Annotated in this window: 13 protein-coding genes; 3 read left to right on the top strand and 10 right to left on the bottom strand. The window is 70.3% G+C overall.

Annotated features, from left to right (window positions below):
• Positions 1-100: 100 nt before the first annotated feature.
• The 3 genes from ACWY4P_RS42260 to ACWY4P_RS42270 all read right to left on the bottom strand — a co-directional run bounded on the left by ACWY4P_RS42260 (position 101) and on the right by ACWY4P_RS42270 (position 4,905).
• Entirely contained in the window at positions 101-2,416 is a 2,316-nt protein-coding gene (locus tag ACWY4P_RS42260) for a hypothetical protein (protein WP_456206134.1), read from the bottom strand.
• An 81-nt stretch (positions 2,417-2,497) separates the two neighbouring features.
• Positions 2,498-2,857, bottom strand: a complete 360-nt coding sequence (locus ACWY4P_RS42265) for a DUF7674 family protein (protein WP_456206135.1) — start codon at positions 2,855-2,857, stop codon at positions 2,498-2,500.
• On the bottom strand, positions 2,857-4,905 hold the full coding sequence (locus tag ACWY4P_RS42270; protein ID WP_456206136.1) for a Hint domain-containing protein: 2,049 nt from the start codon (positions 4,903-4,905) through the stop codon (positions 2,857-2,859). Before ACWY4P_RS42270 ends, ACWY4P_RS42265 begins: the two co-directional genes overlap by 1 nt.
• Before the next feature lie 563 nt (positions 4,906-5,468).
• Here ACWY4P_RS42270 and ACWY4P_RS42275 point away from each other — a divergent pair.
• Complete coding sequence (locus ACWY4P_RS42275) at positions 5,469-6,965, top strand: SMI1/KNR4 family protein (protein WP_456206137.1); 1,497 nt, start codon at positions 5,469-5,471, stop codon at positions 6,963-6,965.
• Between the two features lie 15 nt (positions 6,966-6,980).
• Here ACWY4P_RS42275 and ACWY4P_RS42280 read toward each other — a convergent pair whose 3' ends face one another.
• The 5 genes from ACWY4P_RS42280 to ACWY4P_RS42300 all read right to left on the bottom strand — a co-directional run bounded on the left by ACWY4P_RS42280 (position 6,981) and on the right by ACWY4P_RS42300 (position 12,767).
• Entirely contained in the window at positions 6,981-7,976 is a 996-nt protein-coding gene (locus ACWY4P_RS42280; RefSeq protein ID WP_456206138.1) for an SMP-30/gluconolactonase/LRE family protein, read from the bottom strand.
• Positions 7,977-8,110: 134 nt separating this feature from the next.
• The gene (locus ACWY4P_RS42285; RefSeq protein ID WP_456206139.1) at positions 8,111-8,971 is read right to left on the bottom strand and encodes an aldo/keto reductase; all 861 of its coding nucleotides are present in this window, start codon (positions 8,969-8,971) and stop codon (positions 8,111-8,113) included.
• Between the two features lie 57 nt (positions 8,972-9,028).
• The gene (locus ACWY4P_RS42290; RefSeq protein ID WP_456206140.1) at positions 9,029-10,027 is read right to left on the bottom strand and encodes an aldo/keto reductase family protein; all 999 of its coding nucleotides are present in this window, start codon (positions 10,025-10,027) and stop codon (positions 9,029-9,031) included.
• A gap of 217 nt (positions 10,028-10,244) precedes the next feature.
• Positions 10,245-11,498 (bottom strand): MFS transporter, encoded by a 1,254-nt coding sequence (locus ACWY4P_RS42295; RefSeq protein WP_456206141.1) that lies wholly within the window; start codon positions 11,496-11,498, stop codon positions 10,245-10,247.
• A gap of 390 nt (positions 11,499-11,888) precedes the next feature.
• Positions 11,889-12,767 carry a helix-turn-helix transcriptional regulator gene (locus ACWY4P_RS42300; RefSeq protein WP_456206142.1) on the bottom strand — a complete coding sequence of 293 codons (879 nt, stop codon included), beginning with the start codon at positions 12,765-12,767 and terminating at the stop codon, positions 11,889-11,891.
• Between the two features lie 282 nt (positions 12,768-13,049).
• Here ACWY4P_RS42300 and ACWY4P_RS42305 point away from each other — a divergent pair, with 282 nt between their 5' ends.
• A complete protein-coding gene (locus ACWY4P_RS42305) occupies positions 13,050-14,291 on the top strand; it encodes a tyrosine-type recombinase/integrase (RefSeq protein ID WP_456206143.1) in 1,242 nt (413 codons plus the stop codon).
• On the opposite strand, the gene ACWY4P_RS42310 is transcribed toward ACWY4P_RS42305, so the two are convergent.
• Complete coding sequence (locus ACWY4P_RS42310; protein ID WP_456206144.1) at positions 14,273-14,863, bottom strand: TetR/AcrR family transcriptional regulator; 591 nt, start codon at positions 14,861-14,863, stop codon at positions 14,273-14,275. The two genes, ACWY4P_RS42305 and ACWY4P_RS42310, sit on opposite strands and share 19 nt — an antisense overlap.
• Before the next feature lie 81 nt (positions 14,864-14,944).
• Here ACWY4P_RS42310 and ACWY4P_RS42315 point away from each other — a divergent pair, with 81 nt between their 5' ends.
• Positions 14,945-15,892 carry an oxidoreductase gene (locus ACWY4P_RS42315; RefSeq protein WP_456206145.1) on the top strand — a complete coding sequence of 316 codons (948 nt, stop codon included), beginning with the start codon at positions 14,945-14,947 and terminating at the stop codon, positions 15,890-15,892.
• Positions 15,893-15,934: 42 nt separating this feature from the next.
• Here the strand turns inward: ACWY4P_RS42315 and ACWY4P_RS42320 are convergent, their stop codons facing one another.
• Positions 15,935-16,366 (bottom strand): hypothetical protein, encoded by a 432-nt coding sequence (locus ACWY4P_RS42320; RefSeq protein WP_456206146.1) that lies wholly within the window; start codon positions 16,364-16,366, stop codon positions 15,935-15,937.
• Positions 16,367-16,377 lie beyond the last annotated feature (11 nt).

Consider the following 16,377-nt stretch of genomic DNA (forward strand, 5'->3'; position numbering starts at 1 on the left):
ACACCCGTGACCGGCCCCGGCCTTCATCGACCGTGGCCCGGACCGTGGCCCGGACCGGGGCCCGGGATCCGGTCCCGCTGAGTGGCGGGTCAGTCCCGCGTCAGCCCCGGCCCTCCAGGCTGCCGCGCACGCGATCGACGGCCCAGGGCGCCCCCTCCGTCGGCCACGACGCGGCGAGCTCCGTGAGCAGGGCCCGGTGGTCCTCCAGCCGGGATTCATCCGTGAGGGCCAAGGCGGCCTCGGCCTGCACCTTCAACTCGGCGCATCCGGTGGCGCGCACCAACTCCTCGGTCGCCGCGTCGCCCGTGGCATCGCTCAGCGCTCCCAGCGCGCCGGTGCGTTGCAGTACGGGAAGGCTGTTGTCGCGGGCGAGGGCTCCGAGGGTGCTGATCAACTCCAGGTCCGCCGCCTTCGTCGCGTAGAGGAACTCGCCGACCGTGTACAGGGCACAGCCGCGCACCTCGCGGTCGGCGGCCTGCCGCAGCACGCCGGCGAGCAGCGCCGCGTCGCCCGGCTCCCATGAGCGCGCCACACGCAGCGCGTTCAACGCGCTCAGGTGGTTGGCGCCGGCCGGTGACGGGGGCTGCCCCAGCGCCTCGCGGGCGCGGGCCGGCACCTGCGGGGTGTCGATGGTGCGTGCCTGTTCGCCGAAGTGGCGCTCAAGGCCCTTCTCGTCGTACCAGTGGTCCAGCGCGATGCCCACGGCCACCTCCTGACCGCTGTCGAGCAGTGTGCGGAGCGCGCGGTGGTATGTCTCCTCGCCGCTGGGCGCCCGCAGTTCGCGGTGTGCGCGGTACAGCTCGGGGTCGGCGAGCCGCCGGCCTTCCCAGTGGACGCTGTGCATGCCCCCGAACACCGCCTTGCGGACCAGGTCGGCGTCATGCCCCGAGGACGCGATGTGCACCGGCCAGCGCTCCACCGCTTCTTCGAGTACTTCACGATGCGCGTCGATGCGTTTGGCGCGGGACAACTGCCAGGCCGCTTGGACGTGGATGTCCCAGTCGTCGCTGGACAGAGCCCGCACCAGAAGCGGGTCGGCCTCCGGCCCCAGCGCCTCGCCCAGCACGCGGAGTGCGGTTTCGTGGTGGCCGGTCAGGGACGGGTCGAACACGAAGCGGCTGACGAGGTCGACAAGCCGATCACGATCGGGCCCTTCGGCGGTACGGTCCGGTGTCTCGTCCGCACGGTCCTGCTCCTCGTCCGTGTCCAGCACTCCGTACGCGACCCACAGCGCCTTGTGGCGCACCTCATCGTTGGTGGCCCGCCCCAGCACCTCGGCGACCCGCGTCGCGTCGGACGCCTCCGCCCAGCGGGCGCCGATCGCGTTCAACGCGCTGATGTGGTTGGCGGCTCCGCCGGTCCGCGGGCTCAGCTCGGGTGGCGACGGCGGATCCCGCAACACCTCCCAGGCCCGGGCGACCACCTCGGGCGCGTACGCCTCGATCTCGTCCGAGTCCAGGAAGTGGCCCAGCCCCTCCCAGCTCTGGAAGTAGTCCAGCGCGATGCCCACGGCCACCGGGTGTTCGCTGTGGAGCAGCGTGCGGAAGGCGCGGTGGTAGGTGTCCGTGTCGCCGGTGGGGAACATCAGCTCCGCGTGGGCGTGTTCGAGCTCCGGATCGCCATCCAGCCGGGCCCCGAGCCAGTGGAGGCTGTGGAACCCGGTCAGTGCCTCCCGCACCAGGTTCGCCGGGTATTTCGCGTCCTGCGGCCAGGTGGCCACCAGGCGCTCGACACGCTCCCGGTGGTCATGGAACCGGCCGTTCGTGGTGAGCCCGAGGGCGCCGTAGACCTGCATCCGGTGCTCGCCCGACTCGGTGGCGCGGACCAGGAGGGCCGTCGCCTCGGGGCCGTCCGCCTCGGACACCGCGTGCAGGGCCTCCGTGCGCTCCTCTACGTCCACATCGAGGCTTTCGTCGAACACCACGGCGCCGAGCGCGGCGACCAGCCGCGGGCTCGGCGCCCCGGCCGCGGCCAGCGCGGTGGCGGCGGCCGAACAGGCGGCGGAGCGCACATTCGCATGGGTGGCGAGCGCCAAGGCGTCGGCGATGAGGTCCACGTCGGAGGCTTCGGCGATGTTCATCATCGCGTTCAGCGCACTGGCGTGGTTGGCGCCCGTGGAGGTGTCCTCGTCCTCGGGGGTCGGCGGCCGGCGGAGCAGCTCGCGGGCCACGGCGAGTACGTCCGGCCCGTACCGCTCGACCGCGCTCTCGCCGCCGAACCGGGTCAGCGCCCCGGAGTACTGGAAGTGGTCGAGCGCGATGCCCGCGGCGACCGTGTGCCCGCTGTGGAGCAGGGTGCGGAACGCGCGGAGGTACGCCTGCTCCTCGGTCGGAGCCATCAGCTCGTCAAGCGCCTGGTCGAGTTCCCCCTCGGGCAGTTCGCAGTTCCGCCAGTGGAAACTGTGGAAGCCGGCCACCACGTCAGGACCGCCGTGTCGTCGAAAGTCGCGTGCGGATGATCGGTATCTCCTTACTACGGGGTCGCCACTACGGGGTCGCTATCCCGCCGGGCGGATCCTTGCGAAGCGCTGCGACATGACGGGGCCGAGAGACCTGGTGATCTCATGTCCCGGGCTGCCCGGGTACGGAAGGTAGTTCAGGAACGAGGTCACGATGATCTCGTCGACTTCGGGAACTCCCCTTTTCATCCTGTCTTCCAGGAAGTCAAGGACCTTCCGCCAGTCCAACGTCCCGCCGTGCGGGGCGAGAAACGAGTCCATCACCTCTTGCGTGACGTCCCAGAAGAACACGTGCGGCAGCACTTCGCCGTTCTCGTTGAACACGTGTGCTTCGTAGAGGTCTTCGAGCTCTGGGACATGGCCCACGAGATCGAGTACCAACTGCTCACCGCTGTTCATCAGCAGCCCTGAAGCCCTTCGTAACCGGCGGCACCCTTGTACTTGCCCTCGTGCGCGTCGTCGATGGCCTGGATCAGGCTCTTCGCCACCCGGACATCCCGCGCCGACCTGACCACGGTCTCCTTCTTTCCGCCCTTCGGCTTGTACGTGTCGTTGGTGAGGAAGTTATTGAGCGACGCCCGCAGCTGGGCCGTGCTCGACAGATGATTCTTCCCCTCGACCTTGGCGCCGCCCAGAGCCTCGTGGTTGGCGGCGGCCATCGCGGAACCGTCACCGATCGCGTTCGGACTGCCGAGGCCGTGATACAGCGCATTGACGATCTTCTGGAGCCGCGCGTTGTCGACCTGCGGTATGCCGCCGTTGTTGTGGACGAGGACCGGAGTCTCGCCCGCCAGCACATAGTACGTGCGGGGACCGGCGACCGAGAGGTCGCGCGTGGGCCGACGGACCTGCCGGTCCAGGACCGCGGTCACCGGCAGCGGCGAGCCCGCGGCGCTGCTGAGCTTGTCGCCGGGCCGGAGGTCGCCCGCGTTCTTCCACCGCTTGGCGTCCGCCAGCCAGAACGGGTGGTTGTCGGTCGCCGTGAGGGTGGCGGGCCCACGGTCGGTGCTGACGGTGATCCGGGTGAAGTCCCTGTCGCCCTCGGTGGCGAAGACCTGGGTCACCGGCCGCGCCTCGGCGCGCCGGAGTCCGGGGACGCCGGCCGCCACCCGGTCCCCGGGGCGGATGTCCTCGATGGCCCGGTGGGTTCCGTCGGCGAGGAGCACCCTCGTACCGGCCGGGAAGCTGTGGGACCGGCCGCAGTCCTTGTTGTTCCGTTCCTGCTTCACCCGCTCGACGAGCTTCTTCACCTCGACCGTCGCCAGCGCGCGGGCGGTGATCAGGGCGTTGGAGGTGTACGGGATGCGGTACTGGACCGGCCGGCCGCCGTTGGCCCGGGAGCGCGCCCGGGCCTCCGCCTTCTTCTGCGCCTCGATCGAGGCGAAGGTCGGGCCGGCGGCCTGGTTGGAGCAGGACAGGCTGCCCGAGACGCTGGTACCGGAGACGGCGAAGGTGCCCTGCTGGCTCGTGCACCCGCCGGCGGACTTTCCGTCGATGGTGAAGGAGGCCTTCATGACGGCGGTGACCTTGCCGTCCACCAGGCGGCTCTTCGCGCTGGTGGTGATCTGGCCGGTGAAGTTGTGGCTGGTGGTACAGCCCCCGGAGCCGCACTTCACCGACCCCGAGCCGCTGAGCGTGAGGGAGATGCCGCTGTCGGTGGCCTTGCCGAGCTCCTTGGTCTGCTTCTCCAAGGTGTCGAACATCGGGTCGACGGCGTCCTCGGTGACCGGGGCCAGATCCATGCCCTGGGAGTCACTGCCTTCGAGGGGACCGCCCGTCACCTCGGGGGCCTCGGCCGGGTCCTCGTCGGGGGAATCCTGCGCCGCGGCCTGCCTCACGGCGCTCGGGGAGGGCGCCCCCGAGCGCGACGGGCGGTAGGGCTCCAGGCGCAGCACCCGGTACGGCTTCTTCCGCGTGATGAGCAGACGGCCCGCCGAGGTGTCCACTCCCAGAGCGGTTGTGCCGTTCACGGTGCGGGGCTGCCGCTGCGCGGACTCGCCCGGAGCCGGTGTGCTCTCCAGCGTGTCCAGCGCCTTGGAAAGCTGAGTCGCCAGCTCGGGTGGGGTCGGCCGGTGTTCGACCACCTCCTTTCCCGATCCGGAAGAGCCCTCGTACCCGGCGGACCACGCGCTGGGGGCCTCCGTGCCGGGCTTGGCATCCTGGCCGGGGGAGGGGTCCACCTTCCAGCGGGTGAAGGTTTTGCCGCCCACGTGGAGGACGTCACGGTCGAGTGTCTTGTCGCCGTAGCCCGTGGCGCCGAAGCGGCTGCCGGAGGCGGTGACGGTGACGTCCCGCTTCATGGCACCGGTGATCGAGGAGTCCTGGTACCGCAGGCCGGGGGCGAGCGCCAACTCGGCCAGGGCCTGCCGGAACGGCTTCAGATTCCACTTGGCCTCCGGCTCTTGTGTTCCGGAGCCCGTGTTGTTCCAGACCAGCAGCCCGGCCACCAGAGCCAGGATCAGCGCACCGACCCCACCGAAAAGCAGGAAGCGTCCGCGCCGGCCCGACGGCAGCAGCCGCCACCAGCGAGACCTCGGGGCCGCCGGATGTGGCGGTAGCGGTGGCGGTGGCGGTGGCCCGTATGGGGAGCCGGGCGGTGGTCCGTACGAGAAGTTCGGCGGTGGGGGCCCGTACGAGCCGCCCTGGAATGGCTGGTCAGCTGGTGGCCACTGGCCGTCCGGGCGTGCTGGCTCCGTCATGAACTCCCCCGTGTGTCGTCGGTACGACCGCCGCGACCTGACCGACCCACCGTGCGACACCTCGCCTCAATTGCCGAGCCGAGACCGGAAGTTCGCAGCGGCAGGGCCTGGTGGCCGCGGAATCAGTTTGTACCTGACGCCCAATGACGCGCCAGGGATCCGGTGGGGAATGTAAGGGCGGAGGTGTCGAGGAAGAGGGCGCCGCCCAGGCTGGCGTGATGGGGCGTCATACGTCTGCCACGCGGCTCAGTTGTCAGCGGCTGCTGCTGGAATGGGGCCCACACCCAGCTGAGCGACCGTAGGGGAGCCGAATGACCAGCTCGCAGAACCCGGAGATCACCGCGCTGCTGCGGCGAGTGGCGCACAGCATGGCCAAAGGGGCGCCCCAAGGGTGGCAGCGGGCATCGATCAACGCTCGTGCCGACCGGCACGGCACGGGCAGCCACGGAGTGGTCAATGTTCTCGCGGACGGCAGGTCGCGCCCCGGATCCATGCGGACCCCCAAGCAGTTGCAGCGGGTTTTCGAGCTGGACGACACCGGGGCCGACGAACTGGCCATCGAACTGGTGGTGCACGCCGACGGCCGGTTCGAAGCGGTGACCAGCCGGGCGATCGCGCGGCAGCCCCAAGGGCCGGGCCATGTCTACGTCCTGCGGCCCGACCTCCGGCCACCCGACGCCGGTGACCTGCGGGCCGGGCCCGCGGATCCGACACAGGCCGGAGATCCGCAGGAGGCGGTGCGGCTGCTGTGGGCGTACCTGTGCAAGCGGGCCGAGATCTTCGGATGGGAGCCAGGACGCCTGGAACGCTTCGAGGACGAGCTGCCCGCCCCCTGGAGCGCCGAGGAGATCGAAGACTTCGAGCGGGCGCTGGTCGTACCGCTCCCGGACGACCTGCGCGCGCTGTACGCCGTGGCCGACGGCGACGGCGGGGACGGCGGCTCCCGGCTCTTCGACCGCCATCCCTGGTGCGACCTCGACCGGCTGGTCTCCTTCCACCACGCGGACCGCTGGTGGGCGGCGGGCGACACCTGGCAGTACCACACGCTCGGTTCGGTGCGCTCCGATGGTCTGCCGCACACCACTGTGCGGGCCTCGGCCGACCGCCCCGGCTGGATCATCTTCGCGGAGAGCACCGGGGGTGACTTCCTGGCCGTGGACATGGATCCGGCCGAAGGCGGCCGCCCGGGCCAGGTGATCCGGATGGGTATGCACCACGACGACGGCCCGGTGTACGTCGCCGACTCGGTGACCGAGCTGCTAAGGCTGCAACTGGCGGCGCTGGAGCGCGGCGACTACAGGTGCGACGCCGCGTCCGAGCAGCTGTGGATCGAGGCCGGGCTGCCGGAGCACCATGACGACACCGCCGAAGGCGCGGACGGCGGAACGGAAGGCGCGGGCGCGGCGTCGGAGACCCCCGTGCACCACGCGGACGTGACCTGCGACGCGGAGCTGTCGCCGCTGGCAGGACATCCCACGCTGGCAGCTGTGACGGTGCGGTCGGCCGAGCCCGTTTCCCTGGCCCCGCTGCGGGACTGCCCCCGGCTGTACGGGTTGGATCTGTCCCGGGCAGCGGTGCGGGACCTCGAAGTGGTCGCCCGGATACCGGGCCTGCGGTATCTGTCGATGCGCCCCGAGCAGTGGCGGGAACTCATCGAGCGCGCAGGGCAGCCGCCCGCCCTGGCCGCCGCCGTGCTGGCCGACGCCTCCTCGCCCGAGGCGCTGGCCGAGTGGGCGGCCCGCCTCGGCGGCGATCGCGACGACATCCGGTACTACACGGGACTACTGCCGGAACACCCTTGTGCATAGGCGGTCAGTGACCAGTCAGTGGTGCCGGGGATGCGGGGTAAGGGCGTGGAGGTTGATGGTTCCGCGCTGCAGTTTCGCGTCGTGGGGTGCGTTGAATCCGGCATTGGCGATGAACAGCTGATTGCCGCGTACGGCGGTGGTGGTGGGTGAGGCGAGGCTGTCGTCGACGGTCAGGGCGGTCTCGTGGGTCCCGTTCGGGTGCACGACGCTGACCCGGTCAGTCGGGTCGTTCTGCGCGGCGAAGACCGTGTCGGAGTGGTTGTTGAGGAAGGAGAAGTCGTCGAAGTCGGGGAGGTTGTCGGCGACGGTGTGGACGCGGCCGGGGGTCCCGTGGGCGGTGACCGGGATCCTCAGCAGCTTGCCCTGGCTGTAGTTGCTCACCCATACGGCGCCCTTGTGGAAGCGGACGCCGTTCACGCCCAGCGGCAGGGAGCCGTCGGGGTCGGCTGCGAGCGCCGGGCCGTTCAGCCAGATCTTCGCCGGTCCGCCGGAGGCGGGCACGGCCCATACCGTGCCGTTGTAGCTGTCAGCGGCGTAGAGGGTACGGCCCGCCGGATCGATGGCCAGGCCGTTGGGCAGGCCATCGGGAAGGGCTGCCAGACGCTGGGGGTGGCCGTGCGGGGGCAGTTTCCAGGTGCCGTTCCGGGAGGTGTCGTCGGAGTCCACGTTGTAGTAGACGGTGCCGTCGTTGCCGCGGGTGTTGCCGGTGATCTGATCGCCCAGGTGCCCGTCGACGAGGGTGGTGCGCTGGCCGGACGAGGTGATGCGTATCAGCTTCGGCGGCTTGTTCGCGGGGACGCCCAGCAGGGACACGGTCAGGGAGCCGTCCGGGTTGACGGTGATGTTCTCGGGTGAGTCGCCGGAGGCGAAGTCGAACGCGGCTGCGGTCTTCACTTGGGTGATGACCGGCTGCGTACGGTCTCCTCCGGTGGCGGCGGACGCGTACGGGGTCGAGACGAGAACGGCCGCGAGAACGGGGATTGCTGCGGCGTGAGTGAAGCGAAGGCGCATGGTGTTACTTCCTGTGAAAGCGGCTGGAGGACGACGGAGCGGTGCCGTACGTCTCCGGGCCGAGCGGTGCCCCGGCCGACCACCTGGTGGCCGGGAAGGGACTGCGGGTGGGTGACTACGGGAGTGGCGCGGCATCAGGTGTCGAACCGCACTCCGCCGAGCCATGTGACCTTTTCGGGGTCGTGGTGGTCGAAGATGTGGCTGCAGCCCGTGTCCAGGCCGGCGATGCGTGCCATCTCGTCGGCGGTGAGCTGGAAGTCGAAGACGTCGAGGTTTTCTGCCATGCGTTCGGGCCGCACCGACTTCGGGATCACGACGATCTCGCGCTGGATGAGCCAGCGAAGGGCGATCTGGGCGACGGACTTGTCGTGGGCGCGGGCGATGTCGACGAGCACGGGGTTGTCGAAGAAGCCCTGGCCGCCTTCGGCGAGCGGTCCCCAGGACTCGTGCTGGACGCCGTACTCACGCATCAGGTTCTGGTCGCCCGCGCGCTGGAAGAACACGTGTGTCTCGATCTGGTTGACCGCGGGGACGATCTCGTTGTGGGTGATGAGGTCGGCGAGCCGGTCGGGGTAGAAGTTGCTGACTCCGATCGCCCGGGTGCGGCCGTCCTTGTTGAGGTCCTCCATGGCCCGCCAGGCGCCGTAGTAGTCGCCGAAGGGCTGGTGGATCAGGTAGAGGTCGAGGTGGTCGAGACCGAGGCGGTCGAGGGAGCGGTCGAAGGCGTGCTTGGCGCTGTCCTGGCCGTAGTCCTGGACCCACAGCTTCGTAGTGACGAAGAGGTCTTCGCGCGGGATGCCGCTGGCGGCGATGGCCCGGCCCACGGCTCGCTCGTTCTCGTACGCCGCGGCGGTGTCGAGCAGGCGGTAGCCGGCTTCGAGCGCGGCCTCGACCGCCTGCTGGGTCTGGTCTTCGGGGATCTGGAAGACGCCGAAGCCGAGAATCGGCATCTGAACGCCGTTGTTGAGGGAAATCTGGGGGATCTTGCTGGTCATGGCTGAGACCTTCGCTTTCTGGCTGTGGGGGGCGTCGGCCGGGCAGCAGCCGTCTGCTCAGCGGTGCTTGACGCCGGCCTGGGCGGAAGTGGCGAGGGTGGGTTCGGTGACGGGGACGTCGCCGAGGGCCTGGTCGACGGTCGCCAGCAGGTCGTCCGACAGCTTCACCCCGGAGGCGGCGGCGTTGGCGTGGACCTGTTCGGGGCGGGAGGCGCCGGTGATGGCGGAGGCGACCTCGCTGCGGCGCAGGACCCAGGCCAGCGCCAGGGTGGGCATGCTCATCCCGGCCTGCTCGGCGATGGGCGCGAGGCGCTGGACCGCCTCCAGGATGGCGTCGCTGTAGACGAGGTCCTGGGAGACCGCCATCGTCTCGCTGGCGAACCGGCTCCCTTCGGGGACGGGCTGGCCGGGCTTGTACTTGCCGGTCAGCACGCCCTGGGCGAGGGGGGACCAGACGATCTGGGAGATGCCGTTCGCGGCGCACAGGCCGAAAACCTCGGCCTCGGGGGCCTGCCAGAGCATGGAGTACTGCGGCTGGGAGGAGACGAACAGGTCGGGGCCGGCGATGTCGATCGCTGCCTGGATCTGCTCGGGGGTCCACTCGCTGAAGCCGAGGTAGCGGACCTTGCCCTGCTCGACGACCTTCTGGAACGCCTCGATGGTGTCCTCGATCGGCACGGACGGGTCGAAGCGGTGCGCCTGGTACAGGTCGACGTAGTCGGTCTTCAGGCGGGTGAGGGAGGCGTCGATCTGCTGGGCGATCTGGGCGGGAGACAGGCCCTTGTCGGCCGGGTCGTCGGACATCGGGCCCCAGACCTTGGTGGCCAGGATGTAGGAGTCGCGGGGGTGGGCCGAGAGGATCTCGCCCCAGGCCGTCTCGGCGGCTCCCTGTCCGTAGACGTTGGCGGTGTCGAAGAAGTTGATGCCGGCGTCGAAGGCCGCTTCGGTGCAGGCGCGGGTCGCGTCGGCCTCGATGCCGCCGGCGTAGGTCAGCCACGAGCCGAGGGAGATCTCCGAGACCTGAAGGTCCGAGCTGCCGAGTGTGCGGTACCGCATGGATGCTCCTTGCTGGTTCGGTGTTCGGTGCAAGTCCCCTGGTCAGCGTCGGCGGGCCGCGGTTCCAGGGCGGGGTTGGCGAAGCTGCTGTCGGCCGGGTTGATGACCGTGCCGGGGCGACGGGGGCGGCGATGCAATCCAGGACCACGGAGTCCAGGACCACGTCGGCCGCGGGATGGTCGCCGGACGGGGAGGGCCCGGGCCTCCCCAAGCGGTGTCAGCTCCGCGCTGATTCCGTCTTCCGGTGGGAGGCGGCCAGCAGGCCAAGCGGCAGCAGGGCCGCGAGGGCGAAGGCGAAGCCGACCAGCGACGGGCCCTTGAGGCCCAGGCTGGAGGTCAGGGCGATGCCGCCGATCCAGGACCCCGTGGCGATGCCGACCTGGAACGCGGACGTGGCCAGGGCCATGGGCAGGGACCGGCCGGCTCCGGCGATGTGGACGACCTCGCCGACCACGATGGGGTTGCAGGCGAAGCCGGCTGCGCCGAGCAGCACGACCAGGACCACGGCCACGACGCTGTTGGTCGCCCACAGGGTGATGGCACCCAGGAGCACGGCCGTGAGGGCAGTGGCCGGAATCAGCGTGGTGTAGGGGCGGCGGTCGCCGAGGCGCCCACCAACCGTGGTGCCGGCCAGCGCGCCGATGCCGAAGCCGAGCATCGCCAGCGGCACCACGGCACTCGCGAGGTGGGCCCGCTCGGTCAGCAGCGGGGCGACGTAGCTGTAGGCACCCATGATGCCGGCCTGGATGAGCGCGGTGGCCAGGTAGACCAGCCACAGGCGCGGATGCTTGAGCGCGGCCGTCTCGGCGCGCAGGGAGCTGTCGGCACGTGTGGTGTCGGCGGGCACCCGGCGGGTCACCACCACGGCGGCGGCCACGGCGAAAGCGGCGAGCATCCAGAAGGGGGCCTGCCAGCCGCCCAGCTGGCCGGCTGCTGTACCGAGCGGGACGCCGACGATGTTGGCGAGGGTGATGCCGCCGACCATGACGCCCGTGGCGCGGGTGCTGGCGGCCGGTCCCGCGGCCGTGGTCGCCACCACCGCGCCCACGGCCCAGAACGTACCGTTGCCCAGCGCGGCAGCGACCCGGCCGACGATCGCGAGCCCCAGGCTGGAGCTGAGCGCGCTGACGACGTGACCCGCGGCGAAGACCAGCAGCGCTGCGACCAGGGCCGAGCGACGCGGCAGGCGCTGGGTCGCTATGGACATCACGGGCGCGCCGATCATCATGCCGACGGCGAAGGCGGTGATCAGCATCCCGGCGCTGGAGATGCTGACACCGAGGGTGCCGGAAATCTGCGGCAGCAGGCCGGAGACGACGAACTCGCTGGTGCCCATGATGAAGGCGATGGCACCCAGCAGCCACACCACCGGCGGCAGCTTGACCTTCCCGGCAGGCGCTGCCGTGCCGCCGTCACCCCTGAGGGGTGCGGCTGCCGATGTGTCCGGCTTCGTGGACGAGGGGGAACTCACTGACGATCCTTTCAAGAGAGCTGGCGCGGGCCCCGGTAATCCGAGGGCGTTCCGGCAATGCGGCATGCGCGCCGAAGGTTGTGCGGGCGGAGCACTTCAGGCCCGCCGCAATCCACGAAACCAGCAGCCGAGCCCGGCAGACAGTCACGCTTGTGAGGGGTAACAGCAGGGACCCCCTCATGCCGAGAGCGTGAGCGTGTACATGGCGAATCGGGGTACACGGCCGCGGCACAGGATGGGGGGCGGTGTCGATGGCCTGAGCTGACGTGACGCCGGGTGCGGCGGGCGTGAGATGCAGAGGGCCGAGCCGCATGAGGGCGGTGCTGGGGCGGGGAGTCCCGGAGGGCCGGGATCCCTGGAAGGGAGCCCGGCCACTCGCTCGTGGGGGGGTCAGCGCTCGGTGTCGGCCTGAGAGGCGGCCGCGTCCCGGTTCTGGCTCGCTGCCCAGCTGGCGAGGAGCTTCAGGGCGTCCGCGGCCGGGGTGTTGGGATCGGCGCTGTACACGGTGATGGACAGCCCCTGTTCACCGGGCAGGTCCAGACTTTCGTGGACAAGCTCCATCTCGCCCACCGCCGGGTGGTGGAACCGCTTGGTTCCCTCGGCGAAGACGTGCACGTCGTGCGCGCCCCACATGGTGCGGAAGGCGTCGCTGCGGGTGGACAGCTCACCGATCAGGTTCGACAGCTCCCGGTCGTAGGGGTTCTTGGCGACCTCGACACGCAGCACCCCGACTCCGTCGCGGGCCACGCGTTCCCAGTCGGGGTAGAGCCGGGTGGCGCGGGGGTCGAGGAAGACGAACCGGCAGGTGTTGACCGGCTCCATCTCGAACACCTCACTGAGCAAAGCGCGGGCGAGCGGATTGGCCGCCAGGAGGTCCATGCGGTTGTTGCGCAGGTAGGCCGGCTGGTCGTGCAGGCCCTCGATGATGCGCAGCACGCTGGGCCGTACGGCGGCCTTCTTCGGGCGGCGCCGGACCCGGGCCGGACCGGTGTTGGCCGCCCGGGCCAGGGCGTAGAGGTGATCCCGCTCGGTGTCGTCTAGTCGCAGGGCCTGGGCGAGGGCGTCCAGGACGCTGTCGGAGACCCCACTGAGGTTGCCGCGCTCCATACGCGTGTAGTACTCGACGCTCATCCCGGCGAGCATCGCAATCTCACCGCGGCGCAGCCCGGGCACCCGCCGCTGCCCGTACACCGGCATGCCCGCCTGCTCGGGTGTGATCTTGGCGCGGCGGGACTTGAGGAATGCGCTGACTTCGGCCCGGTTGTCCATGGATCCCAGCGTAGGAAGACGAGGCGACCAGTGGGGGTCCCTGTCAGTACCCCTCACAGCACAGACCCCATTCTGCTCCCTCCCAGGGCGTGCGTGATGGCGGTTGTGCGGCCCTCGAACCTGGTGGCGCCCGCATGGGTGAGCCGGACCGGCTGGCCGGCGCAGACGGACCGGCGAGAGTGAGGGCGAACGGTCCGGTCGGGGAAGCGAGCAGTCGGCCACCGACCGGTTAGGGTCCGCGGGTGTTGAGCAGACCCAGGTGGACGGTGCACTTCGTGAGCCGTGACTTACCCGCGCCCACGACTACCTTCCTTCCTGGACGTAGTGCCCGGCGACCTGGTGGCGTGGCTGGATGAGGCGGGTCTGCCCGACGGCCTGCCGTTCCTGCTCTCGCCGCGGTTCGAGTACGACGTCGAGCTCAACTCGTACTTCCTTCAGGCGAATCTGACGGCACCATGGAACAGCAACGCCAACCGGGCCAGGGCCATGTCCCGGTTCTTCACCTTCCTGCACACCTCGCGCGGCGGGAAGTCGTGGCGCGCTGCCACGGAGGCGGATCATCTGGCGTTCCACCAGTGGCGTCGCCGGGATGAGACCGGACCTCATGTCGAGGGCAGCACTTGGAACCACGAAGTGTCGCTGGTCAACCAGTTCTACGAGTGGGCCCTCGGGCAGGGCCACGTCGCGGCGGTCCCGATCCCGCACCGCGCCCGCCGCCCCGCGCCCATTGGTTCGGTTGTCCGGGCCTTCGACTCGTCGACGGTTCCGGCGACCTATGCGCATGACGAGAACGGGGAGCGCATCGAGTGGATGCCGCCGGCGACCTACCGGCTCTGGCGGGATGTGGGGCTTCGGGGCTACGGCTGGGACGGGCTGCCCTCTGGCCGGTTCCGCGGCCGGTGGGCGGCCCGCAACGCGACGTTCAGCGACCTCATGGTCCGCACGGGGCTGCGGCTGACTGAGCAGGCCAGCGTCACCGTCTTCGAAATCCCCACCAGCATTGCCCTGGGCGGATACCAGCGGTTCTGGCTGCCCGGGGTGATCGCGAAAAACTTTTCCGCCCGGTGGGTCTACGTCCCGCACAGCACCGTCCAGGAGGTGAGCGCCTATGTGGAGTGGGACCGGGCTGAGGTGGTCGAACAAGCCCGGGCAGCGGGCCGCTATCAGCGCATCCGCAGGCCCCTGGTAATCGCAGACCCGTCCCGCCCGTATGTGGTGCACCGGCTCAGCGCGGGCGGTGTCCACCGAGTGCGGCTGCAAGATCTTTCGCCGGTCGAGCGGCGGCGGCTTCTGCGGGAAACCGAGGACGGCCTGGAACCTGCGATGCTCTGGCTGAACGAGGATGGGCTGCCGATGTCGGTCTCCGGCTGGCAGGCGGTGTTCTCCACGGCCAACGACCGCTGTCATAAGGCCGGCGTGCTGGTCGAAGCACACGCCCACCTCCTGCGTCACACGTTCGCGGTGGTCACCCTTGCCGGCCTACGTGTGGTGGGGCGCCGCACCGGTTATGGCGCGCAGCCCTGAAGGGCGAACGCGATCGTGTCGTCCAGGCCCTGCTCGACCTGCTCGGCGGGGAGCGTGCCGTTCGCCGACAGGGTGGCGAAGCCGTGCAGCGCGGCCATGACCGGCAGGGAGATGCGCTCCGCCGGCCCCGGGCGCACCTCGCCCCGGCGCTGCCCACCCTCGATCAGCTCCGTGGCGATCGATGCCAGCCGCTGCGAGCACGCGATCAGCTCCTGGGGCGCGCCCGGTTCGTGCTTGGCCGAGTACATCAGGTCCAGCAGGGCCGCGTTGCCGGTGGCGAAGCCCACATAGGCGCGCGCGATCGCGCCCAGCTGGTCGGCGAAGGCCTCGCCCGACTTGTCCCGCGCCGCGGTCAGCGCCCCCAGGAAGCGGTCGAATCCCTCCAGGGCCAGCGCGTCCAGCAGGGCCCGCTTGTCCTTGAAGTGGCGGCTGGGCGCGGCGTGGCTGACCCCGATGTCGCGGGCCAGCTCCCGCAGCGACAGCGCACCCGGTCCCTTGTCGCGCAGCGTCTGCTCGGCGCGCGTCAGCAGCGCGGTGCGGAGGTCTCCGTGGTGGTACGGGCGGGTCTTCATGCCCACCAGCCTATCCGGGGTGTGACCAGCGACTACATTGTTGGCATTGACATCATTGTTTACGATGCCTACATTGGCGGCATGTCGAAGACCATGAACACACCCCGCTGGAACGCGACCCGACTCCCCGACCTGACCGGTCGCACCGCCGTGGTCACCGGAGCCAACAGCGGCCTGGGCATCGCCACCGTCGACGCCCTCGCCCGGGCCGGCGCCCACGTCGTCCTCGCCGTACGGGACACCCGCCGTGGCGAGGCCGCCGCCGCGACCGTCACCGGGGCGCCCGGCACCCTGGAGGTACGCCCTCTCGACCTGGCCGACCTCGCCTCGGTCCGCCGGTTCGCCTCCGCCTGGCAGGGCGACCTCGATCTGCTGATCAACAACGCCGGTGTCATGAACGTCGCGGAGGCCACCACCAAGGACGGCTTCGAGCTGCAGTTCGGCACCAACCACCTCGGCCACTTCGCGCTGACCAACCTGCTGCTGCCGCACATCACCGACCGTGTGGTGACCGTCTCCTCCGGCGCGCACCGGGTCCCGAGCGGCAACCGCATCCACTTCGAGAACCTGAACCTGACGGGCGAGTACTCCCCGATGCGCGCCTACAGCCAGTCCAAGCTGGCCAACCTGCTGTTCACCCTGGAACTCCAGCGCCGCCTGACCGCGGCCGGCTCGCGCGTGCGCGCCCTGGCCGCGCACCCCGGCTGGGCCGCCACCAACCTGCAGGGCGGCGACGCCAACTTCCTGCGCCGCGCGGCCATGCGGGCGGGCAACCGGATCATCGCGCAGGACAGCAAGGCGGGCGCGCTGCCGACGCTGTACGCCGCGGTCCAGGACCTGCCCGGCGCGGCCTACGTCGGACCGGACGGCCTCGCCGAAATGCGCGGCGCCCCGACGCTGGTCGGCCGGTCGGCGGCGGCCAGCGACCCGGAGTCCGCCCGGCGCCTGTGGACCACCTCGGAGGAGCTGACCGGCGTCACATTCCCCGAGCGGCTGCGCGCGGACGCGGCGAACGTCGGCCGTACCTGATACGACCTCCTGGGCATCCGGGCGCAGCCGGCGACTGAACCCTCAATGACGCGGCATCGACATGCGGATGTAGACCATGGCGCCGTCGTCGCAGGTGGAACTGTTGTAGGAGCTGGAACTGCCACTGCACGCATACACGTCCACGTTCGCAAGCTGCGGACTGGAGCTGTGCCAAGCCCAACTCGCGGCAGGGTTGTCGGCACCGCACGCTTTGCGGCTCTCTATCCGGTTGTAACCTCCGTCGCTGTAGCGGAAGATCACACGGACCCAGGCGCAGTAACCATCCCCCGGCGGCGTGTCCTTGACCGTGCCGCTGACGTACACCGTGCCGCCGGATACGTATGCACTACCGACTACGCGCGCTCCTGGGCGCTCGAAGGTGAAGTCGGTGGCTGCTGACGCCGGGCTGGACGCAAGCATGGTGAGGCCAAGGCCTGCCGTGGCCGCGCAGGTGAGGGCCTTCCAGCGATTCATGTGCTACCTCC

It is taken from the genome of Streptomyces sp. LZ34 (assembly GCF_053890475.1).

Coding starts and splice junctions, on each gene's coding strand:
- ACWY4P_RS42265 (WP_456206135.1), bottom strand. CDS start 2,857: ATGAACAGCGGTGAGCAGTTGGTACTCGATCTCGTGGGCCATGTCCCA.
- ACWY4P_RS42275 (WP_456206137.1), top strand. CDS start 5,469: ATGACCAGCTCGCAGAACCCGGAGATCACCGCGCTGCTGCGGCGAGTG.
- ACWY4P_RS42280 (WP_456206138.1), bottom strand. CDS start 7,976: ATGCGCCTTCGCTTCACTCACGCCGCAGCAATCCCCGTTCTCGCGGCC.
- ACWY4P_RS42285 (WP_456206139.1), bottom strand. CDS start 8,971: ATGACCAGCAAGATCCCCCAGATTTCCCTCAACAACGGCGTTCAGATG.
- ACWY4P_RS42290 (WP_456206140.1), bottom strand. CDS start 10,027: ATGCGGTACCGCACACTCGGCAGCTCGGACCTTCAGGTCTCGGAGATC.
- ACWY4P_RS42300 (WP_456206142.1), bottom strand. CDS start 12,767: ATGGACAACCGGGCCGAAGTCAGCGCATTCCTCAAGTCCCGCCGCGCC.
- ACWY4P_RS42310 (WP_456206144.1), bottom strand. CDS start 14,863: ATGAAGACCCGCCCGTACCACCACGGAGACCTCCGCACCGCGCTGCTG.
- ACWY4P_RS42315 (WP_456206145.1), top strand. CDS start 14,945: ATGTCGAAGACCATGAACACACCCCGCTGGAACGCGACCCGACTCCCC.
- ACWY4P_RS42320 (WP_456206146.1), bottom strand. CDS start 16,366: ATGAATCGCTGGAAGGCCCTCACCTGCGCGGCCACGGCAGGCCTTGGC.